The organism is Prosthecobacter sp. (assembly GCF_020439865.1).
In the GTDB taxonomy this organism is placed as follows: Bacteria; Verrucomicrobiota; Verrucomicrobiia; order Verrucomicrobiales; family Verrucomicrobiaceae; genus Prosthecobacter.
Window position 1 is genome coordinate 15,644 of record NZ_JAGRPF010000038.1, and the last position, 16,966, is coordinate 32,609.

General features: G+C 60.3%; 11 protein-coding genes. 7 read left to right on the forward strand and 4 right to left on the reverse strand.

Going from position 1 to position 16,966, the window contains the following annotated elements; genetic code table 11:
- Positions 1 to 79: 79 nt before the first annotated feature.
- The 3 genes from KDL09_RS03855 to KDL09_RS03865 all read right to left on the reverse strand — a co-directional run bounded on the left by KDL09_RS03855 (position 80) and on the right by KDL09_RS03865 (position 8,099).
- Complete coding sequence (locus tag KDL09_RS03855) at positions 80 to 3,340, reverse strand: WD40 repeat domain-containing serine/threonine-protein kinase (protein ID WP_294381556.1); 3,261 nt, start codon at positions 3,338 to 3,340, stop codon at positions 80 to 82.
- A gap of 388 nt (positions 3,341 to 3,728) precedes the next feature.
- Positions 3,729 to 5,048: a DUF1552 domain-containing protein gene (locus KDL09_RS03860; protein ID WP_294381558.1), complete on the reverse strand. Its 1,320-nt coding sequence runs from the start codon at positions 5,046 to 5,048 to the stop codon at positions 3,729 to 3,731.
- An 18-nt stretch (positions 5,049 to 5,066) separates the two neighbouring features.
- The gene (locus KDL09_RS03865) at positions 5,067 to 8,099 is read right to left on the reverse strand and encodes a DUF1592 domain-containing protein (protein ID WP_294381559.1); all 3,033 of its coding nucleotides are present in this window, start codon (positions 8,097 to 8,099) and stop codon (positions 5,067 to 5,069) included.
- 140 nt (positions 8,100 to 8,239) lie between these two features.
- Here KDL09_RS03865 and KDL09_RS03870 point away from each other — a divergent pair, with 140 nt between their 5' ends.
- The 4 genes from KDL09_RS03870 (at position 8,240) to KDL09_RS03885 (ending at position 13,538) form a co-directional block, all read left to right on the forward strand.
- Positions 8,240 to 9,682 carry a DUF1501 domain-containing protein gene (locus tag KDL09_RS03870; protein ID WP_294381562.1) on the forward strand — a complete coding sequence of 481 codons (1,443 nt, stop codon included), beginning with the start codon at positions 8,240 to 8,242 and terminating at the stop codon, positions 9,680 to 9,682.
- Between the two features lie 66 nt (positions 9,683 to 9,748).
- Complete coding sequence (locus tag KDL09_RS03875; RefSeq protein ID WP_294381565.1) at positions 9,749 to 10,555, forward strand: MotA/TolQ/ExbB proton channel family protein; 807 nt, start codon at positions 9,749 to 9,751, stop codon at positions 10,553 to 10,555.
- A gap of 18 nt (positions 10,556 to 10,573) precedes the next feature.
- A complete protein-coding gene (locus KDL09_RS03880) occupies positions 10,574 to 11,017 on the forward strand; it encodes a biopolymer transporter ExbD (RefSeq protein WP_294381566.1) in 444 nt (147 codons plus the stop codon).
- Positions 10,986 to 13,538: a tetratricopeptide repeat protein gene (locus KDL09_RS03885; protein WP_294381568.1), complete on the forward strand. Its 2,553-nt coding sequence runs from the start codon at positions 10,986 to 10,988 to the stop codon at positions 13,536 to 13,538. The genes KDL09_RS03880 and KDL09_RS03885 overlap by 32 nt, the downstream gene beginning before the upstream one ends.
- Positions 13,539 to 13,560: 22 nt before the next feature.
- Here KDL09_RS03885 and KDL09_RS03890 read toward each other — a convergent pair whose 3' ends face one another.
- Positions 13,561 to 13,911: an RNA-binding protein gene (locus tag KDL09_RS03890; protein WP_294381571.1), complete on the reverse strand. Its 351-nt coding sequence runs from the start codon at positions 13,909 to 13,911 to the stop codon at positions 13,561 to 13,563.
- Positions 13,912 to 14,152: 241 nt separating this feature from the next.
- On the opposite strand from KDL09_RS03890, the gene KDL09_RS03895 reads away from it, so the two are divergent.
- The 3 genes from KDL09_RS03895 (at position 14,153) to KDL09_RS03905 (ending at position 16,965) form a co-directional block, all read left to right on the forward strand.
- On the forward strand, positions 14,153 to 14,515 hold the full coding sequence (locus KDL09_RS03895) for a hypothetical protein (protein ID WP_294381574.1): 363 nt from the start codon (positions 14,153 to 14,155) through the stop codon (positions 14,513 to 14,515).
- A gap of 113 nt (positions 14,516 to 14,628) precedes the next feature.
- Entirely contained in the window at positions 14,629 to 15,906 is a 1,278-nt protein-coding gene (locus tag KDL09_RS03900) for an amidohydrolase family protein (RefSeq protein WP_294381576.1), read from the forward strand.
- A gap of 63 nt (positions 15,907 to 15,969) precedes the next feature.
- Positions 15,970 to 16,965: a PmoA family protein gene (locus KDL09_RS03905; RefSeq protein ID WP_294381579.1), complete on the forward strand. Its 996-nt coding sequence runs from the start codon at positions 15,970 to 15,972 to the stop codon at positions 16,963 to 16,965.
- Position 16,966 lies beyond the last annotated feature (1 nt).

The window sequence follows — 16,966 nt, forward strand, 5'->3', positions numbered from 1 at the left end:
GCAGAGAAGCGGGCTGGTTCATGACGCCTATAAAAACCGGCCGACATGCAAAGTTGCGCAACGTCGACCCCACGACCGATCATTCCGAGGCCTTGGGATCGAGGAAACGCTCCACGTCCCAGACGCGCAATGACCGGTCGGAGGAAATGCAGGCCAGACGCCTGCCAGTCGGGCTGAAGGTGATCTGCCTCGGTGGGCCCACCGGTCCGTTCAACTCCTCCAGCAACTTTCCGTCCGCGAGGTTCCAGAGCTTGATAGTGAGGTCCTCGGAAGCGGTGGCGAGCACGGGGCGCGAGGGATGAAAGGCCAAGGCCATGACTGGACTGTCATGCACGCGCAGCTCGAGTCTCACTGCGAGAGTGATCGGGTCACGCAGCCGAACGGTCCGGTCGGCGCCACCTTCGGCGATGAGTGAGCCATCGGCCGACACCGCGATTGCGTTGATGGCGCTGCCGTTTAGAACAGAATTCAGGCATTCGCAGGAGTCGGCTTCATAGATGACCAGCCTGTCCTCGGCACCCGGAATGCCTCGTGTGGTTTTGGCGGTGAGCAGAGCCACGATCCGCCGGGATGGACCGACCCAAACGGCTTCACGGATGGTGCACGACCGGTCCCATGAGATCGGCGTCGATTTTCCTGATATCGTGTCCATCACGTAAAAGGCACCGGTGGCGCGGATCATCAGACGTTCGCCCTTTGGATCAAGGTGCATGAACTGCAGACCGCCGGGAGCACTCGCTTTGCCGACCTCGATCACCCGTCCCCGCTCCTGGCGCAGCAGGAGGATGTCGGCCGCATCTGTCGACGAAGCGGCGAGCGCCGCCATGCTGCCGTCAGCGCTTGTCGTGACAATGCGTGCTTGTTTGTTGCCTGCCTGCCAGACGGGCTCTTCCAAAACTCCCTCCTTTTCGATCTTGGTGAGATCGAAGCCAGAACTGGCGCCATGGGTAAATATCTGATCGTCCGTGTTCCAGAACGCGGTGTTGGCCACATCTCGTGCCGTCAGGCGGAGGTTTTCACCGACCCCTTGAAGGCGCCAGGCCTTGGCGTTGACTCCCGAGACCATGATCTCCTTGGAAAGAGGGTGCACGCACAGTTCCCGGCCGCCACCGCTGCCATTGAGCAGGGCCTGCAGAAAAATCCCCGTTTGAGCATCCCACACTTGAATCGACTGACGCCCTCCGGAGAGATTGGACAGACTGATGAAACGCTGTCCATCAGGGATGGAAGCCAGGGCGCAGATGGCACGGTCATCCGCACGAAACTCATACCGAAAAGCTCCGTCCCAGAGATTGATGCATCGCACAAAGCCGCGCGTGTCACCTGTCAGCAGCTGCCGCCCGTCGGGGCTGAGACTCAGGCAGGCAAGCCGTGCGCGGGGACTGGCCAGATCCTTCAGGACGGTTCCATTGAACGCGTTGAGGATCTGCAGCTTGTTGCCTTTGCCGGCCTTGTAACCGATCACATTGCGCCCGGTTCGATCAAACACGGCCCTTTGCAAAGAGTCCTCCCCCTCTGCGGACCAGAGGATGACGCCTGACTCTGAGTTCCTCATGCAGGTGGGTCCGCCTCGGGTGATCTGCAGCAGCCTTCTTCCATCGGGACTGTAGAGCAGGGCATCGGTGTGGGGGCCGGGCCAACGATCGATGAACTGGCCGTCCTCAAGGCTGTGGATGACAATCTCGTCACCACCGAGTCTGGCCGCCGCGAGCCGCTTTCCATCAGGAGAGACTGTCATGCAAAGATCGGGGCTCGAGTGATCCTCAAAACCAAGCTGGAAGCGCAACGGCACCGTCTGCTTGTCGATTCCCGTGACCGTGACCCAGTAGTCGGTGGAAGCGACAATGAACACACCTGCCTGCGTGGGATGAGGCTGCACACATTGCACAGCCCATTCTCCTGGTATCTGAATGGTGGCCACCGACATGTCCGACTTCTCATTCAGATATCGCCAGCTCGAATCACGCAGATCTTCTGGAACCTCATGCAAAGCCGCCTGCATCGCAGTGCCGTCCCGGTCACGAAACGCAGCATCCGCCAGGGCGATCTGAGCCATGGCCAGGGCCCGCCTCGCCGCTTCTTTTTCTTCATACGCCTTGCGTCCGTTTCTCTCTGCCAGATCCCTTAGCTGACTCTGCTTGTGCTCGGCCACGGTGGCCCGTGAAGCCTGTGTGGCGGAGAGACTCACACCGACGAGCAGCGCAACGGCAACCAGAGTACCCATGGTGTACACAAGCTTGTTCCGGTTCACCAGTTTCCGAAGCCGGTACATCCTGCTGTCGGGATGGGCGCGTACGAACTCACCGATCAGATGGCGCTCCACGTCCATGGCCAGACCATTGGCCGTCTCGTATCGAAGATTTCGATCCTTCTCCATCGCCTTCATCGCGATCCAGTCTAGATCCTCACGCAGCTCCGAGAGCAGACCCGAAAGCGTGGTCTGCTGACGCTCCGCATGTTTGGCGGCAAACTCTTTGCCGAGTGACATAACCATCGAGGAAGGTTTGGGCGGCGCCTCTTCGCAGATCAGCCGCTGAACCTCGTCAGAATCCGCCTCCGCCAGTCGCTGCTGATCGAATGGCGGTCGCCCGGTAAGCAGTTCGTACAGCAACACGCCTAATGCATACACATCACAGCGCGTATCGATGTCGGTGTCTCCGGAAGCCTGCTCTGGACTCATGTAGGCGGGAGTGCCGATGATCTGTGCACATGAGGATCTCACGCTTGCTCCATCGAACACCGGACAAATCGCACGAGCGATGCCGAAGTCGATCACCTTCGGCAATGCAATTCCCTCTTTGTCAGAAACAAGGACGTTGCTGGGCTTGATGTCACGATGAATGACGCCTTTCTGATGGGCGTGTTGCAGTGCCTGGCAGACGAGCACGAAAAGCCGCAGGCGCTCCCGTGTTGAAAGATGGCGATGCTCACAAAACCGGGTGAGTGGAACTCCGTCCACCAGCTCCATCACAAAATAGGGAAGACCGTCCTCGGTGGCGCCGGCATCAAAGACCTTGGCGATGTTGGGATGGTCCATCAACGCCAGCAACTGGCGCTCCGCCTCGAACTGAGCGATGACGCCGCGGGTGTCCATCCCCAGCTTGACCACTTTCAGCGCGACGCGTCGGGGGATCGGCCCTTCCTGCTCGGCCTGCCAGACGGTGCCAAAGCCCCCTGCCCCGATCTGTTTCAGCAGCTTGTATCTGCCGATCTTTTCCAACGGCTCCTCCCCGTGTGTCATGTGCACGGTCTCCTTCGTCTCAGCATCCTGCGGAGAGTCGTCTGGAGCGGGTTCGTTCTCCTCCCTGGCCGCAATGCGCTCCTCGATGCGCCGCCTCATTGCGTGGTCATTGCGACACGCCCGTTTCAAAAAGCTGTTACGCTGCGCTGCGGGTCGCTCGAGAGCGGCTCGAAAGAGGGCATCTTCAACAGGGAACGAAGCACTCATGACCGGGCCGCATGATTCCACGTTTACCCAATGGCGCAAATTTTTCTTTGTGTAAATTTACTAGAAAAACAATCAAATCATCACATGAATCTAGGAATTCAGCTTATTTCATTGCAGATCCTGGCCTCACCTTAATCCAATACCCAACCGGCCGGTTGCCCACGCTCGTTCGTCTCCGAATGCATAGCAGCACGGCCGAGTGCTAATCTCGGTTGGCGGAAGTGCGATTACTTATGACAACAACCCTCGTCCAACGACTTCTTCAGCCCAGCTCCTGAGTTCAAATCGCCAGCGCATTCTCGGCATCGCCGAAGTGGCCGACGTGGAGGCCCATGCGGTCCATGAGGGCGATGTGGAGGCGGCAGAGTTTGCGATTCGGATCGGCGCTGAGGTCGTGGAAGCGGCCGCCTTGGATCGTGCCGCCGCCGTTGCCGGCGAGGACGACCGGGAGCTGCCGTGAATCGTGCGCGTTGCCGTCCATGAGACTGCTGGTGAGCATGATCATGCTGTTTTCGAGCAGGGAACGCTCGCCTTCGTTGGTGGCGTGCATTTTGGCGAGGAACTCGCCCCAGAGCTTCACCTGATGCTGGTTGACGCGCTGATACATGTCGAGGCGATGCTCATCACCGGCGTGATGGGACAACTCGTGGATGCCGCCCGTGATGCCGTCGAGGCTGGGGAAGCGCATGTTCGAGAGGTCGTTGTTCATCATGAAGGTGGCCACGCGTGTGCGATCCATCTGGAAGGCGAGAAGCATGATGTCGAACATGAGGCGCAGGTGGTCCTCGCTGCTCGCAGGGATGCCCCCCGCAGGACGGCCGAGCGTGACGATTTTCACCGTCGGCTGCCAGCCTTGGCCGTTGGTCTCTGCCTTGCTGATTTTTTCGGCAAGCTCGACGCGCTGCTCGATCTCGCGCACGGAGGTGAGATACTCGTCGAGCTTCTGCTTGTCGCGCTGGCTGAGCTTCGGTTTGAGGCTGTTGGCATCTTCAAGCACGACATCGAGGATGCTTTTGTCGCGCTTGCGGCGGCTGCCGTCGTCAAAGAGCTGGTCGAAGGCCTGCTGCGGGAAGATTTCCTTCGGCGCTGGCGTCGTGGGGGTGTTCCAAGAGATGTAAGCGGAGTAAATCGAGGTGAAGCCGCTGTCGGTGCTGTAGCTCGGGCGTTCGGTGCCGAGCACGACGCTCGGCACAGGCGTGAACTTGCCCGTGTGCTCGGCGATGAGCTGGTCCATCGTGGTGCCGACTTCGACATCGGTGGTGGTTTTCTTCACCTTCAGACCGCAGAGCACGTTCATCTTCGGGTAGTGGCCGCCTTCGCCTTCGACGGTGGTCGGATTCCACAGGCCTTTGAAGACGTTCACGTGCTTCTTCAGCGGTTCGAGCGGCGAGAGCGTCTTCATGAACTCCATGCCGTTCGCGCCATTCGTGGCACCCCAGTGGTGCGGGTTCACGCCGTTGCCGGTGAAGCAGACGGCGAGACGACGTGGCGCGGTGTTGTTTTTGACGGACTCAGCTCCAAAAGCGCAGATGGACTCCAGCCAGGGCAGGCCCAGGGCCGCACCGGTGCCACGGAGGAAAAGACGACGAGAGGTTTTCATGGGGGAATTCAAAGAGGATTACGGATTGCTGGCGATGCTTGCTTCAAGGCGCCGGTTCAAAAACTGGCGGCTCTTCACGATGTCGAGCACTGCGGCGGAAAAATGGCCGCTGTTGGCCTTCAGCGAGGCCTGCATCTGGGTGAGAAGTTTTTTGTCACTCGGCAGTGTCTGGCGGCCGAGGGCGTAGCCGAGAAGCTTACGGTTAAACTGGGTGAGGAACTGGTACTCGTTTTTCTTTAGGTAGTCGCGAAGCCCGGCGAGGCCTTGGAACTTGGTGCCGTCCATCATTTCACCGGTGTCGTCAATCTTGCCACCGGTATCGTCGGTGGCGCGGAAGCGGCCGATGGGGTCGAAGCTTTCGAGGGCAAAACCGAGCGGGTCGATGCGCTCATGGCAGACGGCGCAAGCGGAGTCAGTGCGGTGCTGCATGAGCGCTTCGCGCAGCGAGGACGGTTTGCTCGTTTCCTTCAACTCGGGCACGTTTGGTGGCGGGGGCGGGCTGCTGAAGCCCAGGACGACCTGATACAGGTAGTCGCCGCGCACGACCGGGCTGGTGCGCTGCGGACGCGAGGTCTTCGTCAAAATCGCGCCCATGCCGAGCAGGCCGCCGCGGTTCTGCTGCGAGGCCTTCACTTCGCGAAACTCAGGACCCTTCACGGCGGGAAGGCCGTAGAAGGTGGCGAGGCGCTCATTCACGAAGGTGTAATCGCCACCGATGATGTCGCTTACGTTGCGATCATCGCGCACGAGATGCGTGAAGAACTCCACCACCTCGCGATGCATGTCCGAACGGAGTTCCGGGGTGAACTGCGGGAACTTTTTCTCATCCACGTTGCTGTGCGCATCGAAGCCGTTGAACTTCAGCCACTGGCCGGCGAATTCTTTCGCGAGCGCGGAGGCTTTGGGATCACGCAGCATGCGTTTCGTCTGCGCGGCGAGCACCTCGGGCTTCAGAAGACTGCCGTCATCGGCGGCGCGCTTGAGTTCGTAGTCAGGCTTCGAGGCCCAAAGGAAATAGCTAAGGCGCGAGGCGAGTTCCCAGGCATTCAGCGGCGCATCGGGTGTTTTCACATCCGTGGCGGCGAGTTGTGGCAGCGTTTCCGCTTTAAAGAGGAAATTCGGCGAAACGAGGATGCGCACGAGCACCTCGCGGGCGGCGGATTCGCGGTCGAGTTCCTTCTGTCGGCCGGCGAAATAGAGTGCGTCGAGCTTGCTGTTTTCATCACCGGTGAGCGGACGACGCCACGCGAGGCTGGCGAAGTAGCGCAGATGGCTGCAGAGCAGGCCGTCGTACTCCTTCTCCTGCTGCGGATTGAGTTTCGCAGGCGCGGTGTAGCCCCAGTCCTTCTTCATCGCCTCCAGCTGTTTGCGATCCTTGTCCCCGAGCAGCTGACCGAGCTGTTCGTCGCTGAAGTAATACACGGTGATGTTGGGTTTGCCGCCACGGTAGAGATTGCTCGCGACCTCTTCGAGACGGCGCTCATACATGTCCGGGAAAGCGGTCTTCATCTTGTTGAAGTCGTCCATCGTGCGCCACGAAGCTTTCGTGCTGCGTTTCCAGATGGTGAGCACGCCAGGGATGATCTTGGTGACGTCGCGCGGCTGCTCAGTGGTAATCGTCCACTGCATCGTCGCCTCATCGACCTCGGGATTCTGCATGTCGAGACGCGTGTCCACCTTCAGCCAGTGCGCGCCTTCTGGCAGCGGCAATGTGAAGACCTGGGGCGCGGCAAAGGCGAGCACTTGCGGTTCGATCGTGCGGCCCGGCTGCGGATGCTTGCCGTAGAGCGCACGCACCTTCTCCAGCTCGGCAATGCGGGACTTGATCGCGTCGAGATTGGCTGGCGGCGGGTTCGCAGCAGCCTGCTTGCGCTTTTCATCGAGCGTTTTGTTGAGCCACTGGAAGTAATCGACCTTTCCTTTGCCAATACTGGCTTCGATTTTCGTCACCAGCGCGATGTCGCCTTTGTTGCCGTCGCCGATGTCGCCAAAGCATAGGTGAATGTGCGTTTTGCCGCCCACCGAGGCCTGCATGGGATACGGACGGATGCCGTCGCTGTCCTGCTGATGACGCTGGGTTCCACTGCCAGGCTTCTTCGGGTTGTTCCAGCTCAGCAGGTCGGCTTCGATGCTCTTGATGCGCTCGTGAGCGGTCTTTTCATCGGCGGGCAGCTCTCGCCAGCCGACCCGTACGAGATCGAGGAAGCGGCTCTTCGGCTCCGTGCTGTTCACAAGATTCCACCAGTTGTTAAGGAAGTGAATGCTGAGCTTCATCTCCTTCGCGAGCTGGTCGAGCGGGGTTTGGGCGTTTTTGCGCTTCCAGCAGGCGAGCATGTAATCGCCTTCGCGCATGGGATCGAAATCCTTCGGGAGGAAGGGAGCCGCCTTCTGCTGATACCACACATACAGGCCCTGCTGAGCCTGCGCTTTCACCTGTTCCGGTCCACGCAGGCCGACGCGCTGCGGGTGAAACTGGATGCCGGTGCCCGGCATGATGGTGGCGAAATCGGCGAGCTTCCGTGCCGCGCCGAAATACTTGTCGATGGCCGCCGGGCTCATGAAGAGCACGTCGCCGGTGTTCGTGAAGCCCTCGCCGCCGCCGCCGTCGGTCTGGAATTCCTTCGCCAGCGCGTAATCACGGCCGGTGAGGTCGCGGATGGTGTAATCGTACTCGGCATTCGTGAGACGGCGCATCGTCACCGGCCCGGGATCGCCAGATTTGGCCTCCGCCAAGGCATCCAGCGACTGCTGAACCCAGCCAGTGATTCCGCTTTTTTCCTCTGGAGTGAGTTGTTTGGCCTTTCGCGGCGGCATGTCGCCGTTGTCGATCGTGTCCTTCACGTCTGCCCAGAGTTCGAAGTTAGCCGTCACGTCCGGATTGGCTGCGAACTTCTTCAGATCGATGTCTCCTTTGGTCTTTTCGCCTCCGTGGCAGGAATAGCACTTGGCATTGAGCATCGGCTCCACGGCTTTCCAGTCCGGGGCGGCACGCAGCAGTGAAGTGGCAGCAGCAAAGCCGACCACGGCAAATTGACGGGGGGTGATGACCATTGGGGGGGATTGGGGGCGGTTTTGATACGCCTTCCTGCTGAGAATTCCATCAGCAGCTTCTGCTCCTATTTTGCGCTTTCCTGGGCTGGGAAACATGCGAAAGCAAGCTGGGCTGAAAAACGTAGTTTTAGCACCCCCAGATGAACATCCCCCATTCCCATCATGCCCCGAATCTGGAGCATGCATTCCTGACGCGTCGTCAATTGCTCAGCCGTGCCGGCATGGGCTTTGGCTCCCTGGCGCTGGGCTCGTTGTTCGACGCGCCGGCCGCGGCGGCCACGCTGGATCCGATGGCGCTGAAGAAGCCGCATTTCGAACCGAAGGCGAAGCGGGTGGTGCACTTCTTCATGAACGGCGGCCCCTCGCAGGTGGACACCTTCGACCCGAAGCCGATGCTTGACAAATACGACGGCAAACCGCTGCCGAACGTGCTCAAAACCGAGCGTCCGACCGGCGCGGGCTTCAAATCTCCATTCAAGTTCACCAAGCGCGGCCAGTGCGGCCTCGAGGTGAGCGAGGTGTTTGAAAAGCTCGGGGAATTCGCCGACGACCTTTGCGTCATCCGCTCGATGCACGCCGACGTGCCGAACCACGAGCCGTCGCTCGGCCTCATGAACAGCGGTGAGAGCCGCCTGAACCGTCCCACGATGGGATCGTGGATCACCTACGGTCTCGGCAGCGAAAATCAGAACCTGCCGGGCTATATTTCCATGTGCCCAGGAGGCATGCCGACGCGGCGCACGAAGAACTGGCAGTCGGCCTTCCTGCCGAGCGCCTATCAAGGCGCCTACATCAACACCGAGGACACCCGGGTCGAAAAGCTGGTGGAGTTCATCAAGAACGGCTCGCTTGATCTCAAGCAGCAGCGCCGTCAGCTCGACCTGCTGCAGGAGCTCAACCAGCGCAATCTGGTGCAGCAGGACCGCGACCAGCAGCTCGAAGCCCGCGTGCAGAGCTACGAACTGGCCTATCGCATGCAGATGGAGGCGACGGACGCTTTCGACATCATGAAGGAACCCGAATGGGTACGGAAGATGTATGGCGACCACGCCTTCGGTCGCCAATGCCTTATCGCCCGTCGTCTGCTCGAACGCGGCGTGCGTTTCATCCAGCTCTGGACCGGCGCCGGCCAGCCGTGGGACAACCACGACGAAATCCTCGAGCACAAGAAGCTCGGCGAGCGCACCGACGGCGCGATCGCGGCTTTCATGAGCGATTTGAAGATGCGCGGCCTTTGGGACGACACGCTCATGATGTGGGGCGGCGAATTTGGTCGCACGCCTGCGGTCGAGTTGCCCACGCCGGGCGCGAATGCCGGCAAGCAGCACGGCCGCGACCACAACCACTACGGTTTCACCATGTGGCTCGCCGGCGGCGGAGTGCGCGGCGGTTACACGCATGGGGCCACGGACGAGTTCGGCTTTCAGGCCGTCGAAAACCCCGTGCACGTGCATGACCTTCACGCGACGCTCCTGCACCTGCTCGGTTTTGATCACGAGAAGTTCACCTATCGCTACGCCGGGCTCGATTTCCGCCTCACGGGGGTGAACGAGTGCAAGGTGGTGCGGGAATTGCTGGCTTAGTCCGGCGAGAAGCCCGCCAACCAGCCCGCTTGCAAGGCTGGCACCCACGTTTAAAGTCGCGACCTCATGCATCGAAAAATCCTCTTCGCCCTGGCCGTGCTGGTGGCACTCGTCTTCACGATGAACCTCACCGTCCAGGCTCAGCAGCCTGCGCCAGCCGCCCCTGCCGCCGTGGCCGCGAGCGCCGCCGATGAAAATCCCTATGGCGATGTGCTGACGTTCAGCGGCTTCGTCAAACGGACGGGGGTCATGGCCTATCCGCTCATCATTCTGTCGATGATCGCATTCTTCATGATTGTGCTGTTCGCACTCACGGTGAGACAGGGCACGGTGGTCAGCGATGCGTTCATGAATTCGGCGGACGCCTTGATCCGCAAGCAGGACTACCTGGGCCTGCTGGCCGTGTGCAACCGCCGCAACGAGTGCATCGCCCGCATCACCTCCAAGACGTTGGACTTTGCCACCCGCAATCCGACCGCGAGCTTCGAGGAGGTCAAGGAAGTCACCGAGGCCGAGGGCAACCGCCAGTCGAGCCTGCTGCTTGCCCGCATCGCCTATCTCGGTGACGTGGGAGCCATCGCCCCGATGCTCGGCCTGCTCGGCACGACGCTGGGCATGATCACCACCTTCCATGAGATCTCCGGCAAGGGCGTCGGCGGCTCGAACCAGCTCGGCCTCGCACAGGGCGTGTCCGAAGCGCTGCTCTGCACGGCGTCGGGTCTCGTGATCGGCATCCCCTCGCTCATGTTCTACGCCATTTTTCGCGGCAAGGTGAACCGCCTCATTTCCGAGATGGAAGCCGCCACCACGCACCTCATGGCCCTGCTTGCCGTCCAATACAAACGCGCGGCGCGCGCCGTCGCAGGCCAGTAACCTCGGAGCCGTCCTGAGATGAACTTTCGCAAACAGCACTCCATCGAACCCTCGCCCATGCAGCTAGCGCCGCTGGTGGACGTGTTGTTCCTGCTGGTGATCTTTTTTGCCGTGACCTTCCAGTATGCCAAGGAAGAGCAGGTCATGGATGTCAGCGTGCCTGCCGCCGACGAGGGCAAGGAGAAGGAGTCCCGCAACGTCGGTGAGATCATCATCAACATCAAAAAAGACGGCGAGATCATCGTCAACGGACAGAAATTCAATACCGACGAGCTGTTGGTGAAGTTGAAGAACATCGTGGCGCTCTACAAGGATCAGGCCGTGATCCTGCGCGGCGATGAAATCGTGAACTACCAGCACGTCATCCGCGTGCTGGACACCTGCCAGAAGGCCGGCATCTGGAACATCGCCTTCGCCACGCGCAAGCCCGATGCCGACCAACCCGCCGCCAAGCCCCAGTGAGATGACCGCAGCCAAGTTTTCAACCATCTTGCGCAGCCATGCGCCCCTCTTTCTTCCGGTGGTGTTCTGCCTGATCACGCTACCGTCCCTGGCTCAGAAGGCACCTCCGCGTGCCCTGCCGGTGGAGGATGACGCTCCGGTCCCAAAAGCCATTCCCGTCCGTCCGCCGCCGAAGGCACAGCCGGTGCTCGATGACCCCAAGGACCGTCCCGCCCCGCCCAAGACGAAGGGGCCGGACGATGACATGTTCGATTTCGCCACGCTGGCTTATGATCGCCAGGAGTGGGGCTTGGCCTCCCAGAATTACGCCAAGTACCTGCAGACCTATCCCAGCGGCAGGCAGGTGCCGGACGCGCTCTTCCGGATCGGTGAGTGCTACATGAAGCAGAACCAGCTCAAGCAGGCTGCCGGCTATTACGAGGAGGTCGTGAACCGCTATCCCGCCAGCGAGGGCGCGCCGTCCGCCGCCTACCGTTTGGGCGCCATGATGTTCAATGATTCCAAATTCGCAGACGCCGCGAAGAACTTCGCTTTCTGCGAGGCAAAAACCAAGAGCCAGCAGGTCAAACTCGCCGCCGCCTACAACAAAAGCCGCGCCTATGAAATGGCAGGAGACAAGGAAAAGCAGGCCGCCGCACTGAACAGCGTCATTGCCGTCAAGACGAACGATCCTTCGGACAATCCCTATCGCGAAACTGCGCTGCTTACGCTGGGCAGCATCTATCTCGGGCAGGACAAGAAGGCGGAATCGCTGCCGATCTTCGACGAACTCGTCAAAACCAGCGCCGACCGCGCCATCGTCGCCGAGGCCAGCATCCGCGCGGCGGTGCTCTATGCGGAGCTGAAAAAGCCGGACGAATCCATCGAGATGTTCGAAAAGGCCCTGCACATGCAGGAAACGAGCGAGCAGAATCGCAGCATCGCCCTCGTCGGCATCATCCAGGCGCTGTTTGCCAAGGCCGATTACGACGGCGTCATCGACTACTACAACAAGAACTCCGAGATCCTGCCAACCGGAGCCTCACGCGCCAAGATCCTGCTGCTTGTAGGTCATTCATTCCGCCTGCGGAAAAGCTATGCCCGTGCCGTCGAGGTGTATCTCCTCATCGAGCAATATCACGCTGACTCCGATGAGGCCTTCGAGGCCGGCTACTGGAAGCTGTACTGCTTCTACCTGCTGAATGACAAGGACCTCGGCGAATTCGCCACCGCTTTCATCGCCCGGCATGCACAGAAGCGCTCCGACCACGAATACCTCTCGCTGGCCCGCCTGATCCGGGCCGACTTCTATTTCAACAAGGGCGACTTCCAGCAGGCCGCGCTGAGCTACAACGAAGTCATCCTCGACAAGCTGCCCGAAAAGCTGCGCCCCGGCACGCTGTTCAACATGGGCTGGGCACAGGGCGAGGCAGGCAGGCATCAGGAGGCTGTCGGCACCTTCACGCGCTTCATCAATGAATACCCCACGAACGAGTTCATCCCCAAAGCCTTTGCACGCCGTGGTCTCGCCAACCGCGATGCTCGCGATCTGCCCAAGGCGAAAGCCGACTTCGAGCACGTCACCAAGGAGTTTCCGAAATCCGACGCCTGCGAGCTCTCCTGGCTGCAGCTCGGTTTCATCGCCATGGAGCAGAAGGATCCCAAGGCCACTGTCACCGCCTTTGAAACACTGCTGAAGAAGTTCCCCACCTCGACCGCCTCCGCCCAGGCCTACTACGGCATCGGCCGCGGTTACTTTGACCAGAAGATCTACGACAAGGCCGTTCCGGCCCTCCGGCGCTCCATCGAGATCGATAGTGCGGACTATCTGGAGAAGTCCAGCCAGCTCATCATCCTCTGCGACTACGCCCGCCAGAATGCTGACAACCTCGCGAAGACGATCGAAAGCTACCTGCAGGCCAAGCCCGGCGGTCTGGTGCCACCAAACATTTTGAAGTGGCTCGGCCTCAAGCTCTACAGCGGTAATGACTACAAACGTGCTGCGCGCTTCCTCGAACTCGCCGTCACTCCGGAGACTCCGGAGAACACCGAACCCGTGGTGTGGAACTACCTCGGCATGGCCCAACTGGAGAACAAGCAGTTCGACGCCAGCATTCAGGCCACGGAAAACTTCCTCAAATCAGAACCTGACGCCGCCACCCGTGCCCGGGCGCTGCTGACCAAAGGCCGTGCCCAGCTCGGCAAAGGACTCTTCGACGAGGCCGACAAGGTGGCTCAGGAGGCCCTTCAGGTCGTCAAAGACGGCAAGCTCCAGGCCGAACTGCTCATCCTCGAAGGCGACATCTATGCCGCGCAGGGTGACAAGCTCGCCGCCGAGGGCCAGCAGGATGCCGCCATTGGCAAATGGAAGGACGGCGCCGCCAAGTATGCCGTTCCCAGCCAGTTCTTCGACGACCCCGACGTGACGCCCGATGCGCTCTACAAGGCCGCCAAGGTGCTCGAAAAAGCAGGTGATGCCGCCAAGGCAAAACAGATGCTCCAGCAGCTTCAGCAGCGTTATCCGAAGTATCAGCCAAAGTAACGGGAGGTTTCTTCGAAAGGCTTCAGGAGCGCTGGTCGCGGTCCCAGTCTTCGCGTTGATCGCGTTTGCCTCCTCCGCCGTAACCACGACTCCCACCGCCCCCGCCTCCAAACTGACGCGGAGGACGGTCCTCCTTCGGCCGTGCCTCCACCACACGCAGCGGACGCCCGCCGACTTCCTTGCCATTCAGCGCATTGATCGCCGTCAGGGCTTCAGATTCGACCTGCATCTCGACGAAACCAAAGCCGCGAGAACGGCCGGACTCGCGGTCTTTGACCACACGGGCGCTGGAGACATTGCCGAACGCGGCAAACTCGCCCTGCAGTTCCTCGTCCGTCATGGCATAGGAAAGATTGCTCACATACAGGTTCATCGGATCATTCGTTGAAGATGGGCCATGACGCACACTTAGAGAAACAGGTCATGGCATGAACCCGATTTTCCGTGTCTGCACCCACGTTGGGATGCACACGGACTCGAGCGTAGGCCCGCCGGAGAAAAGTGTCAATCAGCGCCTAGCCTCCCCTTCCCCGCCTGGCCGGGCAAAAGTTTCGGTTGCGAAAAAGTCCATGAATTCGTATCCGAATCCGCCGTTTAATCCCACCCCGTTCAACATGAAACACATCGCCACCCTCATTCTCGCCATCAGCCTGCTGGCCGGTCTTTCCCACGCAGCCGAGCCGCTGAACACCGTCTGCCCCATCTCTGGCAAGCCTGCAAACCCGGCCATCACCAGCACTTACACCAAGACCGTGGCCGTCTGCTGCAACAAGTGCAAAGCCCAGTTCAATGCCGCTCCAAAAGGCTATCTCAGCAACATCATCGCCGCCGTCTCCGGCCAGTGCCCGCTGAGCAAAAAGAAATCCGACCCTTCCATCACGGTCACCTACTCCCGTCAGGTGGCCTTTGCCGATGCCGCGAGCAAGACCACGTTTGACGCCGCTCCGGACAAACACATCAAGGAAGTGCGCCAGTAATCCAACGTCGTTGCTTTCATTCCTCCCAAGCGGAGCCGTCATCAGCGGCTCCGCTTTTTTATTGGCATGAGCGAAGGCCGGCCTGCTAGTCTCACGTTGGTATTCCTCCAATTATGAAGCTCCAACCAGGCACCACCGTCGTCCAAAACGGTCAGCTCATCGACGGCACCGGCGCGCCGCCGGTCCCGAATGCCGTCGTGATAATCACTGACGGCCTCATCAGTTACGCCGGTCCCGCTGCGGATGCTCCTGCCACACCACCTGATGCACGCGTCATCGACGCCAAAGGCGGCACGATCATGCCGGGGCTCATCGAGGCGCACATCCATCTGACTTACTTCAATGTCACCGAGTTGCAGGACCTCGACATCAAGTACCCTGTCGAATACGTCACCCTGCAGTCCGCCGTGAACGCGAAGACCGCGCTCGAATGCGGCTACACCAGCGCACGCAGCGGCGGCTGCCTGCACAACATCGACGTGTGGATGAAGAAGGCCATCGAGGAGGACATGATCCTCGGTCCACGACTCAGCGCCAGCGGTCGCGAGATCTGCGGCGCGGGTGGTTTGATGGACTGGAATCCCGATTACCGCCGCATCGGCATGGAGGGCATCGTTTTCATCGTGAACGGCCCCGAGCAGGCACGCACCGCCGTGCGCAAACTCGTCAAAGACGGCATCGAGTGGGTGAAAACCTATCCCACCGGCGACGCGGCCTCGCCGGACATCAACGACCATCACACGCTGTGCATGACCTTCGACGAAATGCACGCCGTCGTCGCCACCGCGCACAACCACGGACTCAAAGTCACCGGCCACTGCCGCGCTACCGAAGGCATCTGCAACGCGCTCAAATCCGGCTATGATGCCATCGAGCACGGCACCTTCATGGATGATGAGTGCCTCGATCTGCTGCTCAAACGCAACGTGCCCATGTGCCCCGGCCTCGGCTTCGAACTCTTCAGCGTGGAGCGCGGCAAAGACTTCGGCCTCTCGCAGCGCGTGATCGACGGTCATCAGGAAACCCTCGAAGCCGGCGCTGAAAGCTGCCGTAAGGTCCTCAAAGCGGGCGGCACGATGGGCCTCGGTGGCGACTACGGCTTCGGATGGACACCACACGGCACGTATGCGCAGGAACTGACCTTCTTCGTCAACTACGTCGGCTTCACCCCGCTCCAAACCATCACCTGTGCCACTCTCGGAGGTGCCAAAATGATGGGCCGCGCCCACGAACTCGGCACTCTGGAAAAAGGCAAACTCGCCGACGTCCTCGTGGTGAATGGCGACGTGCTCCAAGACATCTCCATCCTCGAAAACCGCGACAACCTCCTCGCCGTCATGCAGGGAGGTGTCATCAAGGCCGGCACGCTCGTGAAGCCTGCGAGTTTGTGATTTGTAGCTGCGTTCACTTCGGGCTGCCTACGGAATACACGGAACAAACGGAAATCTGATTTCATGAAACTAGCCTCCCTGCACTCACGCTTCTACATTCTGACCTTTTTCGTGTATGCTGCGTGTTCCGTAGGCCCTTTGAACGCTGAGGATATCACCACTGAAAAAGACGGCTCTGTCCTTCATTTCAGTGCCAGTGGCAAAACGATCTGCGATTACCAGATGGAGCCGGGTGACGTGCCGGAAGGGGTGAACCAGATCTTCAAACACGGTGCGCATCTGCATCCGGTGTATTCACCGAGCGGCAAACTCGTCACCGGCAATCACCAGCCCGATCATCCGTGGCAGCGCGGCATCTGGCTCGCCTGGACGAAGACCGAGTTTGGCGACTCTCATCCGGATTTCTGGAACATGGGCAAGACGGATGCCAAAGGCGGCGGTTCATTGCCTGCGGAAGTGCGATTCGTGAAGCTCGACAAGAGCTGGGGCGGTGCGGACGGCGGCGGCTTCGTCAGCGAACAAGTGTTTCTCGATCACAGCCATGCGCCGGATCAAAAAGTCCTGAATGAGACGTGGGAAGTTCACGTGTCGCAGAAGACGCTCGATGGCACGCTCGCCAACATCATCGATCTCACCAGCACGCAGACCTGCGCGGGCGATACACCGCTCAAGCTGCCCAAGTATCACTACGGCGGCCTCGGCGTGCGCGGCAATGCGCTCTGGAATCCCGTCGATGCCGTTACGATGCTCACGAGCGAGGGGCATGATCGTAAAAACGGCGACAGCACGAAGGCGAAGTGGGTCTATCTCGGTGGTGATGTTGATGGCGCCTCCACGGGCATTGCGGTCTTGATTCATCCGTCCGACTTCCGTTTTCCGCAGCCTCTGCGCCTCAATCCGAAGAATCCGCAGCTCTGCGTCGCCCCGTCCCAGGACGGCGACTGGGCCATCGAACCGGGCAAACCCTACATCTCCAAATACCGCATCCTCGTCTTCGACGGCAAACCCGATGCCAAATGGATCGAAGCCCAATGGGCCTCATACTCGACGACCAAATAAA